Below are 12,092 nucleotides of genomic sequence, written 5' to 3'. Positions count from 1 at the left end.
GGGCGCCTGCTGGCGGCCATGGCCAAAATGCAATCGAAGCTGCGCGACACCCTGCAGCGGATTTCCGGCTCGGCGACTCAACTGGCCTCCGCCGCCGAAGAGCTGAACAGCGTCACCGACGAAAGCGCCCGTGGCCTGACCCAGCAGAACAACGAAATCGAGCAGGCCGCCACGGCGGTCAACGAGATGACCAGCGCGGTGGAAGAAGTTGCACGCAACGCGGTCAGCACCTCGGAAGCCTCGAAGAACGCCACCACTTCCGCCGGCGACGGTCGTGATCTGGTGCAGGAAACCGTCAGCGCCATCGAACGCATGAGCGCCGACGTGCAGAGCACCGCGACCCTGATCGGTGATCTGGCCAACGAATCCCGCGACATCGGCAAAGTGCTGGACGTGATTCGTGGCCTGGCTGACCAGACCAACCTGCTGGCACTCAACGCCGCCATCGAAGCGGCCCGTGCCGGTGAAGCCGGTCGTGGTTTTGCCGTGGTGGCAGACGAAGTTCGCGCCCTGGCGCACCGCACGCAGCAGTCGACCAGCGAAATCGAGCGCATGATCGGCAGCATCCAGAGCGGCACCGAACACGCCGTGGATTCGATGCGCAACAGCACCGAGCGCGCCGAATCGACCCTGAACATCGCCCGTGGCGCCGGCCTGTCGCTGGACACCATCAACACCGCCATCGTCGAGATCAACGAGCGCAACCTGGTGATCGCCAGCGCCGCCGAAGAGCAGGCGCAAGTCGCGCGGGAAGTGGATCGCAACCTGGTGAACATCCGCGATCTGTCGGTGCAATCGGCGACCGGCGCGAATCAGACCAGTGCGGCGAGCAACGAGCTGTCGCGCCTGGCGCTGGATCTGAACAATATGGTTGGGCGGTTCAGCCTCTAACCCTGCGCAAGACTGATCGTTCCCACGCCCGTGGGGACGATCTTTCACCCCGCTGAAAAACCTTTTTGACAGCATCACATTTCAACAGGTTAGAATCGCTGGCACGCAGACTGCATGGTCAGTTTGTGCCCGTCTTTCCGCTTCTGGAGTACTGCCTTTGAATGCGACGACCATCAACAGCCTGTTCTTGATCGGCGCGTTGCTGGTAGGTGCGAGCATTCTTGTCAGTTCCCTTTCGTCGCGTCTCGGCATCCCGATTCTGGTGATCATCCTCGCCGTCGGCATGACTGCCGGGGTCGATGGCGGCGGCATCATTTTCGATAACTACCCGACGGCCTATCTGGTCGGCAACCTTGCACTGGCGGTGATCCTCCTCGACGGCGGCTTGCGCACCCGGGTATCCAGTTTCCGCGTGGCCTTGTGGCCGGCCTTGTCGCTGGCCACGGTCGGTGTGCTGATAACCACCGGCCTCACCGGCATGGCCGCCGCGTGGTTGTTTGACCTGAATCTGATTCAGGGCCTGCTGATCGGCGCCATCGTCGGCTCCACAGACGCCGCGGCGGTGTTTTCGCTGCTCGGTGGCAAGGGCCTGAACGAACGGGTGACCGCCAGCCTGGAAATCGAATCCGGCAGCAACGACCCGATGGCGGTGTTCCTCACCGTGACCCTGATCGACATGCTCGCCAGCGGCCAGACCGGCCTGCACTGGAGCCTGCTGACCCACCTGATCCGCGAGTTCGGCATCGGTGGCGTGATCGGTCTCGGTGGCGGCTGGCTGATGCTGCAACTGGTCAACCGGATCAACCTCGCCACCGGCCTCTATCCGATCCTGGTGATCGCCGGCGGTCTGGTGGTGTTCGCCCTGACCAACGCCCTGCACGGCAGCGGATTCCTCGCCGTGTACCTGTGCGGTCTGGTGATCGGCAACCGTCCGGTGCGCAGCCGCCACGGCATCCTGCACATGCTCGACGGCATGGCGTGGCTGGCGCAGATCGGCATGTTCCTGGTGCTGGGCTTGCTGGTCACTCCGCATGACTTGCTGCCGATCGCCCTGCCCGCTCTGGGTCTGGCGCTGTGGATGATTCTGTTCGCACGGCCGCTGTCGGTGGTGGTCGGGTTGCTGCCGTTCAAGGCGTTCCACGGTCGCGAGAAGGCCTTCATTTCCTGGGTCGGCCTTCGTGGCGCGGTACCGATCATTCTGGCGGTGTTTCCGCTGATGGCCGGGCTGCCGAATGCGCAGCTGTACTTCAACCTCGCGTTCTTCATCGTGCTGGTGTCCTTGCTGGTGCAGGGCACGAGCCTGCCGTGGGTGGCCAGACTGCTCAAGGTGACGGTGCCGCCGGAACCCGCGCCGATCTCCCGTTCGGCCCTCGAAGTGCACATCACCAGCGAGTGGGAGCTGTTCGTTTACAAGCTCGGTGCGGAGAAATGGTGCATCGGTTCCCCCCTGCGCGAGCTGAAAATGCCCGAAGGCACCCGTATCGCCGCCCTGTTTCGTGGTCAGCAACTGCTCCATCCGTCGGGTAGTACGGTGCTGGAAGTCGATGATTTGCTGTGTGTTATCGGCCATGAACACAACCTTCCGGCCCTCGGAAAATTGTTCAGCCAGGCACCGCAACGGGGCCTCGATCTGCGCTTCTTCGGCGACTTCGTACTCGAAGGAGACGCCCAGCTCAAAGCGGTTGCGGCCCTTTATGGCCTGTCGGCCGAAGGCATCGATCCGGACATGACCCTGGGCCACTTCATCGCCCAGAAAGTCGGCGGTGCACCGATCGTTGGCGACCAGGTGGAGTGGAACAATACCCACTGGACGGTGGCGGTCATGGACGGGAACAAGATCGCCAAAGTGGGCGTCAGATTCCCCGAAGGAAGTCGCCCGGGTCCCGGGCTCTTCCTCTAAACTGCCTCCACTCTCACTTGCTTGACCGGTCTCTATGCCTACCCTGCGCTCCTTTTTCCTCGCGGCCCTGCTGGGCCTGAGTCTTACTGTCGGCCCGCTGCAGGCCGCAGAACCGCCGTCCAGCGAAGCCGTGCAGGCGAACCTGGACAAGCTCACCGACAGCAAACTGCCCGAGGCCGACAAAAAGGCCCTGCAAACGCTCCTGCAAAACACGCTGAACCAGCTCAACAACCGGCGTGACTACGATCAGAAGCTGATCGACCTCAAGCAGCAACTGGCCACGGCGCCAAAACAGACCATCGAGAACACCCGCGAACTGGCACGCCTCAAGGCCACCGCCGTGGTACCGGTGGCGCAGCGCTTCACCAAAGAGAACATCCAGCAGCTGGAACAGATGCTCACCGAGCGCTCGACCCAGCAAAGCGACCTGCAAAAAGCCCTGGCGGATGCCAATAGCCTGATCATCACCGCCCAGACCCGTCCGGAGCGCGCCCAGGCAGAAATCGCCAGCAGCCAGACCCGCATCCAGCAGATCAACAACATCCTCAAGACCGGCAAGGACAGCGGCAAGACCCTGAGTGCCGAGCAACGCGACCTGCTCAACGCCGAGCTGTCAGCGCTCAATGCACTGATCCCGTTGCGCCGCCAGGAACTGGCCGGCAACAACCAGTTGCAGGATCTGGGCAACAGCCAGCATGACCTGCTCACGGAAAAGTCCGACCGTCTGGACCACGAGATCCAGGAACTGCAGACCCTGATCAACCAGAAGCGTCTGACCCTGTCTCAGGAAACCGTGACACAGCAATCGATCGAGGCTCAGAAGTCCGGCAGCAGTACCCTGCTCGCCACGGAAAGCGCGGCCAACCTCAAGCTCTCCGACTACCTGCTCAAAAGCACCGACCGCCTCAACGAGCTGACCCAGCAGAACCTGCAGACCAAACAGCAACTGGACAGCGTGACCCAGAGCGATTCGGCCCTCGACGAGCAGATCAACGTGCTCAAGGGCAGCCTGTTGCTGTCGAAGATTCTCTATAAACAGAAGCAGGCGCTGCCACGACTCAAGGTCGACCGTGACCTGGCGGATCAGATCGCCGACATTCGCCTGTACCAGTTCGAAATCAACCAGCAGCGCGAACAACTGAGCAATCCGGCGACTTACGTCGACACCCTGCTGTCCACCCAGCCGCCAGAGCAAGTCACACCGCAACTTCGCAAAAACCTGCTGGATCTGGCCAATACCCGCGTCGATCTGCTGGAACGGCTGAGTCGGGAACTGAGCGCGATGCTCAATGAATCGATCACCCTGCAACTGAATCAGAAACAACTGCTGAGCACCGCGCAAAGCCTGCGCGCGACCCTCGACGAGCAGATGTTCTGGATTCCCAGCAACAAACCGCTGGACTCCGAATGGCTGCGCGGTGTGCCGGAGCGCCTGAAACGCCAGATCGACACCTTGCCGCTGGCCTCCAGCCTCAGCGAACTGACCGACGGCCTGACTCAGCGTCCGCTGCTGTTCCTGCCGCTGGCACTGCTGATCGGCGCCTTGCTGTGGCGGCGCAAGCAGCTGTATGCACGCCTGAACAAGGTTCACCAGGACATCGGCCACTTCAAGCGCGACAGCCAGTGGCACACGCCTCAGGCGATCCTGATCAACATTCTGCTGGCGATGCCGGTGGCGCTGGGTCTTGCGCTGTGCGGGCTGGCGCTGCAGATCGACGCCCGGGGCCAGAACGCCAACATGGGCGCCGCCCTGCTGCAAATGGGTCAGGCATGGCTGGTGTTCTACACCGCTTACCGGATCCTTGCGCCGGGCGGTGTGGCTGAACTGCACTTCCGCTGGGAGAAGCCGCAGGTCGAATTCCTCCAGGGCTGGGTACGGCGTCTCGGTCTGGTGGTCATGGCTCTCGTGGCGGTGGTGGCAGTCGCCGAACTGCAGCCGGCGGCGCTGGCCGATGACGTCATCGGCATGCCGGTGGTGCTGACCTGCTACGCCCTGATGGCGTGGCTGCTCAGTCGCCTGCTGATCAGCAGCCCGACCCACGAAAACGCTTCGCTGTTCCGCAAGGCCGTGGGGATCATGTTCACCCTGCTGCCCATCGCGCTGTTCGTCGCGGTTTGCTTCGGCTACTACTACACCGCGCTGAAACTCAGCGACCGTTTGATCAACACCCTGTACCTGTTGATGTTCTGGCTGGTGATCGAGGCGACTTTCGTCCGTGGTCTGGCGGTTGCGGCTCGGCGCCTGGCCTACCAGCGCGCCCTGGCCAAACGCCAGGCAGCCAAAGAAGCCGGCGACGGCGAAGCGGTGATCGAAGAACCGACCCTCGACATCGAGAAGGTCAACGAACAGTCCCTGCGCCTGATTCGCCTGGCCCTGCTCGGCGGTTTCATCGCCGCGCTGTACTGGGTCTGGGCCGACCTGATCACGGTGTTCTCGTACCTCGACAACATCACCCTCTACGAGTACACCAGCGGCACCGGCGCCAACATGAGCATGGTGCCGATCAGCATCGGCGACATGCTCGGCGCGCTGATCATCATCGGCATTACCTTTGCGCTCGCACGCAACTTGCCGGGTCTGCTGGAAGTGTTCGTGCTGTCGAAACTCAATCTGGCCCAGGGCAGTGCCTACGCGACCACGACGCTGCTGTCCTACGTGATCGCAGGGGTCGGTTTCGTCTCGACCCTGTCGACCCTCGGCGTGAGCTGGGACAAGTTGCAATGGCTGGTGGCGGCGCTGTCGGTGGGTCTCGGTTTCGGGATGCAGGAGATCTTCGCGAACTTCATCTCCGGCATCATGATCCTGTTCGAACGCCCGGTGCGGATCGGCGACACCATCACCATCGGCAACCTGTCGGGCACGGTGAGCAAGATCCGCATCCGCGCCACGACCATCACCGACTTCGACCGCAAGGACATCATCGTCCCGAACAAGACGTTCATCACCGGGCAACTGATCAACTGGTCGCTGACCGACACCATTACCCGGGTGACGCTGAAACTCGGTGTGGATTACGGTTCGGATCTGGATCTGGTCAAGGAGCTGCTGCTCAAGGCCGCCCGGGAAAACCCGCGCGTACTCAAAGAACCCGAGCCGCACGCGTACTTCCTCAACTTCGGCGAAAGCACCCTCGACCACGAGCTGCGCATGCATGTGCGCGACCTCGGTGACCGCAACCCGGTGATCGACGAGGTCAACCGCTTCATCAACCGCGAGTTCAAGAAGCAGCACATCAACATCTCGTTCCGGCAGATGGAGGTTTACCTGAAGAACCTTCACGGTCAGGAGTACAAACTGGTGCCGGTCGAAGACGACAGCAAAACCATCGTCCCCGTCAGCGGCGAGCAAAAACCGCTGCAAGAGCCGCCGCCCGCCAAACTCGACTAACCCGGCCATTCCCAGCAGAATGCTCGGACATTCTGCTGGAGCCGGCCCTTGAAAGCCCTCGACGAACTGACCTTCGACAACCGCTTCGCCCGCCTGGGCGACGCGTTCTCGGCCCATGTGCTGCCCGAACCGATCGACAATCCACGACTGGTGGTCGCCAGCCCTGCGGCCCTGGCGCTGCTGGATCTGCAACCGGCGGCGGCTGACACCCAGGAATTCGCCGAACTGTTCGGCGGCCACAAGTTGTGGGCCGACGCAGAGCCGCGGGCGATGGTCTATTCCGGGCATCAGTTCGGCGGGTACACGCCGCAACTGGGCGATGGTCGCGGGTTGTTGCTGGGCGAGGTCTACAACGAAGCCGGTGAACACTGGGACTTGCACCTCAAGGGCGCCGGGCAGACACCGTTTTCGCGCATGGGCGATGGCCGCGCGGTGCTGCGCTCGTCGATCCGTGAGTTTCTCGCGTCCGAAGCGCTGTATGCGCTGAACATCCCGTCTTCACGCGCCGCCTGCGTGATCGGTTCCGACACCCCGGTATGGCGCGAGAAACAGGAACGCGCCGCGATGGTGCTGCGCCTGGCGCCTAGCCACGTTCGCTTCGGCCATTTCGAATATTTCTATTACACCAAGCGCCCCGAGCAGCAGAAACTGCTCGGCGAGCACGTGCTGGCGATGCACTTCCCCGAATGCCTGGAACAACCGGAACCCTATCTGGCGATGTTCCGCGAAATCGTTGAGCGCAACGCCGAACTGATCGCCAAGTGGCAGGCCTACGGTTTCTGCCACGGGGTGATGAACACCGACAACATGTCGATCCTCGGCATCACCTTCGACTTCGGCCCGTTCGCCTTCCTCGACGACTTCGACGCGAACTTCATCTGCAACCACTCCGACGATCAGGGCCGTTACTCGTTCAGCAATCAGGTGCCCGTCGGCCAGTGGAACCTCAGCGCCCTGGCCCAGGCCCTGACACCGTTCATCAGCGTCGAGGCCCTGCGCGAAACCCTTGGCCTGTACCTGCCGCTGTTCCAGGCGCACTACCTCGACCTGATGCGCCGCCGTTTCGGCTTCACCACGGCCGAGGACGACGACCAGCAACTGCTGGAGCAACTGCTGCAATTAATGCAGAACAGCGGCGTCGATTACACGCTGTTCTTCCGCCGCCTGGGCGAGGAGTCAGCAGACCAGGCGGTTGCCCGGCTGCGCGACGACTTTGTGGATATCCGAGGCTTCGATGCGTGGGGCGAGCGGTATGTCGACCGCGTCGCACGCGATGATGCGAGCGATCAGGAACAACGCCGTGCGCGGATGCATGCGGTGAATCCGTTGTACATCCTGCGCAATTACCTGGCGCAGAGGGCGATTGATGCGGCCGAACAGGGTGACTACTCAGAGGTTCGCCGACTGCATGCGGTGTTGAGCAATCCATTCAAGGAGCAGCCTGAAATGGAAAGCTATGCGGAACGGCCGCCAGAGTGGGGCAAGCATTTGGAGATCAGTTGTTCCTCATGAAGCGCACGGCCTCCTGTCTCGGAGCCGTGCACCCTCGCGTCAGACAACCTGCTAGATGACAGCGCCGGCTGAAAAAGCCGCGCGACATGCTCAGAGTGCAAATGCCACGACTCTGAACACAACGGTTTGCTTTCAGATGAACACGTCCACAGGTAGCTTGAAGTGCTCGGCCAGCCAGCGGACCTGCCGCAGATTCAACTGGCGCTTTCCACTGAGGATTTCCGAAACAACAGACTGAGTGCCCACACCCGGCAAATCGCTCTGGGTCAAACCATGCTCACGCATCAAATATCCCAGTACTTCAAAACCCGGTGGTTTCGGCGTCGGGTGATGCACACGATCCCATTCTTCAATCCAGTCACCGATGATATCTACCAGACTCATTAAAGGATGAGACTCATCATCGCCCGTCATTTCGAGCAACTCGTCAAGTGCATGAACGAGCCTGTCGTAGTCGTCTTCGCTTTTCGGCTTGCGCAGCAATGGCGAGACGAACTCCCAGTGCTCAGCAGCTTTTTTGATCAGAACACTCATGCCTTAGCCTCCTTCCATTTTCCGCGGTCATATTCGCGATGATCCAACACATGCCTGATGTACAACTTTTGAGGTCGATATCTGACATAGGCAATCAACCTCAGCTTATTACCGCCTATATCGAATACGTGAAATTCACCCACTTTATCGACAGCTGGAAACAGGGCCTTCAGCGCTGAAAAATCTGGCGATCTGCTCCCTTTCGCCACTGCAAGCCAGTGGTCCAGTGCGGTGGCTGCGTTAGGCCATTTGGCCTTCGCTTCTCGTATTCGTTTTCCGGTGATGACATGCATGCAACATCCTTATCGCACTCTGCTATGGGGAGTTAATCACAGATCAAAATTATCGCAAGTTGCGATACGACCAAGCAGACCAACGGGCTCAATCGATCCATCTCAGCCTAGGCTCACAGCCAAACACTGCACGATTGAAAATATGAGCAAACGTCTCCAACTAGGACTTATCAGCTCTCCACCGGATCCCGATCATGACCGACCCACTCCTTATCCCCTGCCCCTCCTGCAACGGCCTCAATCGCATTCCCGCCGAACGCCTCGGCGACCATCCGAAATGCGGGCGCTGCAAGTCCGAGGTGCTGTTGAACAAGCCGTTCGAACTCAAGCAAGGCGATTACGCCAGCCAGATCAAGGGCGATCTGCCGTTGCTGGTGGATGTGTGGGCGGATTGGTGCGGGCCGTGCAAGTCGTTTGCGCCGGTGTTCGAGCAGGCGGCGGCGCAACTGGCGGGCAAATGCCGGCTGGCCAAGCTGGACAGCGAGGCCAATCAGCAGTTGTCGGCGCAGTTGGGGATTCGTTCGATTCCGAGCCTGATTCTGTTCAAAAATGGCCGGGAGGTGGCGCGGCAGAGTGGCGCGTTTCCGCTGCCGCAACTGATGGCGTGGTTGCGCAGTCAGGGCATCTGACACAAAACCAGCCAGCGTGGGAGCTTGCTCCCACGCTGGCTTTTTTCAGGCGTCTTCGAGCAGGTTGTGCAGCTCGACGAACTGCTGCGTCAGCTTGTGTCGCGGATCGAGATGGATCAGCGGTGTGCTGGCCTGGTGCGATTCGCGCATGCGCACTGAGCTGGCGAGGTAAACCGGCAACACCGGCAACCCTTCGGCGATCAACTCGTCGAGCATCTGCTGCGGCAGGCTGGCCCGGGCCTGGAACTGGTTGACCACGATGCCTTCGACTTCCAGGCCTTCGTTGTGGTCGTCCTTCAACTCTTCGATCTCTGACATCAGCCCGTACAGCTCCTGGCGGGAAAAGCTGTCGCAATCGAAGGGAATCAGCACACGATCAGCGGCAATCAGCGCGGATACCGCATAAAAATTCAAGGCTGGCGGGGTATCCAGGTAGATGCGGTCGTATTCGCCGTCCAGCTCTTCCAGCAACTTACGCAGCTTGTTGATCTTGTGTTTGGCCTCGAGCTTGGGCTGCAGGTCGGCCAGCTCCGCCGTGGCGGTGATGATGTGCAGGTTGTCGAACGGGGTTTCGTAGATATCGGCCTTGTTCTTCTTGGAAAACGGGCCCGAAGACAGGGTCTGCTTGAAGAAGTCGGCGATGCCCATCGGAATGTCATTACCGGTGAGCCCGGTCAGGTACTGAGTGGAGTTGGCTTGGGCATCAAGGTCCACCAACAGCGTGCGATAACCCTCGCTGGCGCTGACCGCCGCCAGATTGCAGGCGATGCTGGATTTGCCCACGCCACCTTTCTGATTGAACACCACGCGCCGCATGACAAAACCTCCGTGTATCAAAGAATGACCGAGTGTAGTGGTGCCCGGCCCCGCTTCGCTACCTTCGCGGACACGGACTACAGGGTCAGACGCAAATATCTCAATAGTCACGGCGCAAATGCTGCCTTCGACCGCCGATATGCCCGACAGACAATCCCTTCACAATCCGGATAATGGCCAAGTGATATTTTTTGCAATGTACCCTTCGGTCCATTTCAGAGCGCAAAATGTAACCAGCATTTGCTACACACTCGTCGCACCGGGATAATGCGCGCCACCCGGGGCCAAGCGCCACGCCACTTCCGGCAAGGTCAGCGCGTCCGCGGCGCTGGCAAAACAGCGTCAAATTTAGCCCGCAGGGGCGGGATGAATGTCCGTGATCAACTTCAACATCGCCCAATGGCGCGCCTGGGCTCCCGGGCTCGACAGCGTGGACGCCTGGCAAGCCTGGAGCCGACAGCCGGTCGTGCTCCCGAGCAGCGATGCAGCGCCCGATGTGTCGTTCCTTCCCGCCATGCAGCGCCGCCGCCTCAGCCGCCTGGCGCGGATGGCCTTCAGTGTCGGCTGGCCACTGGCAGACGGTCAGGAAAACCTGCCGCTGGTGTTCGTGTCCCGTCACGGCGAAACGCCGCGCACCTTCGACATCCTCAGTGACCTGGCCAACGAGCAGCCGCTGTCACCGACCCAGTTCAGTCTCTCCGTGCACAACGCGATCATCGGCCTGTGGTCGATCATGCGCGGCGAAACCAGCGAGATGACGGCCCTCGCCGCCGCTGGCGACGGACTCGAACACGGCGTGCTGGAAGCCGCCGCCCTGCTGGAGGAAGGCGCGCCCGCCGTACTGTTGGTGATCACCGAAGAACAGCCGCCTCAAGCCTATTCGGCGTGGATCGATGATGTGCCGTTTCCGTACGCGGTCGGCTTGCTGCTGACCCCCGGTACCGACTGGCGGCTGACCCTGAACAGCGCCCCCGAAGCACTGTCCAAAGCGCAATGGCCCCATGCACTGAATCTGCTGCAAACCCTGCTCGGCCAGCAATCCTTTTGCCAACATGCCTGGAAAAATCGTGTATGGACCTGGCAACGCAACCCGTGACCGAAAAAAACCGCGACGCCTACTACTGGCGTCTGCTGGCCACTGCCCTCAGCTTCGCCCTCTTCGGGCTGGGCGGGCTGTGCCTGCGTTTGCTGGTTTTTCCGCTACTGGGCTGCCTGCCGGGTGATGCGAAAACCCATCGCGAGCGGGCGCGGCAGACCGTCAGTCGGCTGTTCTGGTTTTTCGTCCGGTTCATGGCCCGTACCGGCGTGTTGACCTATGACATCCAGGGCGCCGAACGCCTCGGTCGGCCGGGACAGATGATCATCGCCAACCACCCGTCGCTGATCGATGTGGTGTTCCTGATCGGTCTGGTGCGCCACGCCAATTGCGTGGTGAAGAAAACGCTGTGGGAAAACCCTTTCACCCGTGGCCCGCTGCGCAGCACCGAATACATCAGCAACGACGGCAGCATGGACATGCTCGATGCCGCCGCCGGCGCATTGCAGGATGGCCAGACCCTGATCATTTTCCCCGAAGGCACGCGTACTCAGCCCGGTCAGGCACCGGCCTTTCATCGGGGTGCAGCGGCCATCGCGCTGCGCGGTGCGAAAATCCTGACTCCGGTCATCATCAAGGTCAGCCCGACCACTTTGACCAAGGCCGAGCCGTGGTATCGCATCCCGAGCCGCCGAGTTCACTTCAGTTTTCGCGTCGGGGCCGATATAGACCCACAGACCTTTGCCGCTCAGGGCCCTGCACCGCAGGCCTCGCGCAAGCTCAACGACTTTCTGCACCATTTTTTTATCAAGGAGCTCGCCGAAGATGAGCGATCTGCACCGTGAGATAAAACTGCTGATCATCGATGCCCTGGGCCTCGAAGACATCAGCGTCGACGACATCGGCGACAACCAGACACTGTTTGGCGAGGGCCTGGGCCTGGATTCCGTCGACGCCCTGGAGCTTGGCCTGGCGATCCAGAAAAAGTACGGCATCAAGATCGACGCCGATGCCAAGGACACCCGCAACCATTTCACCAACGTGGCGAGCCTCGCGGCGTTCGTCACGGCAAAACAGGCAGCTTGAGACCGGA

Annotated in this window: 11 protein-coding genes; 8 read left to right on the top strand and 3 right to left on the bottom strand. The window is 61.1% G+C overall.

Annotated features, from left to right (window positions below; all coding sequences use genetic code 11):
- Positions 1-18: 18 nt before the first annotated feature.
- The 4 genes from ACKLNA_RS15920 to selO all read left to right on the top strand — a co-directional run bounded on the left by ACKLNA_RS15920 (position 19) and on the right by selO (position 7,691).
- Complete coding sequence (locus ACKLNA_RS15920) at positions 19-891, top strand: methyl-accepting chemotaxis protein (RefSeq protein ID WP_371850982.1); 873 nt, start codon at positions 19-21, stop codon at positions 889-891.
- 157 nt (positions 892-1,048) lie between these two features.
- A complete protein-coding gene (locus ACKLNA_RS15915) occupies positions 1,049-2,791 on the top strand; it encodes a potassium/proton antiporter (protein ID WP_085711091.1) in 1,743 nt (580 codons plus the stop codon).
- A 34-nt stretch (positions 2,792-2,825) separates the two neighbouring features.
- Positions 2,826-6,179, top strand: a complete 3,354-nt coding sequence (mscK, locus tag ACKLNA_RS15910; protein ID WP_408986391.1) for a mechanosensitive channel MscK — start codon at positions 2,826-2,828, stop codon at positions 6,177-6,179.
- A 48-nt stretch (positions 6,180-6,227) separates the two neighbouring features.
- Complete coding sequence (gene selO, locus ACKLNA_RS15905) at positions 6,228-7,691, top strand: protein adenylyltransferase SelO (protein ID WP_408986390.1); 1,464 nt, start codon at positions 6,228-6,230, stop codon at positions 7,689-7,691.
- A gap of 132 nt (positions 7,692-7,823) precedes the next feature.
- On the opposite strand, the gene ACKLNA_RS15900 is transcribed toward selO, so the two are convergent.
- Together ACKLNA_RS15900 and ACKLNA_RS15895 are read right to left on the bottom strand one after the other, a co-directional pair.
- Positions 7,824-8,225, bottom strand: coding sequence for a type II toxin-antitoxin system HigA family antitoxin (locus ACKLNA_RS15900; protein ID WP_408986389.1), 402 nt, complete (start codon positions 8,223-8,225; stop codon positions 7,824-7,826).
- Positions 8,222-8,518, bottom strand: coding sequence for a type II toxin-antitoxin system HigB family toxin (locus tag ACKLNA_RS15895; protein WP_408986388.1), 297 nt, complete (start codon positions 8,516-8,518; stop codon positions 8,222-8,224). The genes ACKLNA_RS15900 and ACKLNA_RS15895 overlap by 4 nt, the downstream gene beginning before the upstream one ends.
- A gap of 194 nt (positions 8,519-8,712) precedes the next feature.
- Here ACKLNA_RS15895 and trxC point away from each other — a divergent pair, with 194 nt between their 5' ends.
- A complete protein-coding gene (gene trxC / locus ACKLNA_RS15890) occupies positions 8,713-9,147 on the top strand; it encodes a thioredoxin TrxC (RefSeq protein ID WP_114881153.1) in 435 nt (144 codons plus the stop codon).
- A gap of 45 nt (positions 9,148-9,192) precedes the next feature.
- Here the strand turns inward: trxC and ACKLNA_RS15885 are convergent, their stop codons facing one another.
- Entirely contained in the window at positions 9,193-9,963 is a 771-nt protein-coding gene (locus tag ACKLNA_RS15885) for a ParA family protein (protein ID WP_408986387.1), read from the bottom strand.
- Between the two features lie 370 nt (positions 9,964-10,333).
- Here ACKLNA_RS15885 and ACKLNA_RS15880 point away from each other — a divergent pair, with 370 nt between their 5' ends.
- Genes ACKLNA_RS15880 through ACKLNA_RS15870 form a run of 3 tightly spaced genes read left to right on the top strand, consistent with a single transcriptional unit; the run spans position 10,334 to position 12,085 of the window.
- The gene (locus ACKLNA_RS15880; protein ID WP_408986386.1) at positions 10,334-11,059 is read left to right on the top strand and encodes a beta-ketoacyl synthase chain length factor; all 726 of its coding nucleotides are present in this window, start codon (positions 10,334-10,336) and stop codon (positions 11,057-11,059) included.
- Positions 11,035-11,844 (top strand): 1-acyl-sn-glycerol-3-phosphate acyltransferase, encoded by an 810-nt coding sequence (locus ACKLNA_RS15875; RefSeq protein ID WP_248738577.1) that lies wholly within the window; start codon positions 11,035-11,037, stop codon positions 11,842-11,844. Before ACKLNA_RS15880 ends, ACKLNA_RS15875 begins: the two co-directional genes overlap by 25 nt.
- Positions 11,825-12,085: a phosphopantetheine-binding protein gene (locus ACKLNA_RS15870; RefSeq protein ID WP_169428534.1), complete on the top strand. Its 261-nt coding sequence runs from the start codon at positions 11,825-11,827 to the stop codon at positions 12,083-12,085. The genes ACKLNA_RS15875 and ACKLNA_RS15870 overlap by 20 nt, the downstream gene beginning before the upstream one ends.
- The last annotated feature ends 7 nt before the right edge of the window (positions 12,086-12,092 follow it).

Origin of the sequence: Pseudomonas sp. UV AK001, assembly GCF_046097675.1 — a bacterium.
GTDB lineage: Bacteria > Pseudomonadota > Gammaproteobacteria > Pseudomonadales > Pseudomonadaceae > Aquipseudomonas > Aquipseudomonas kribbensis.
Note: the sequence above shows the minus strand (reverse complement) of the source record. Positions and strands in the feature narration are given on the sequence as shown.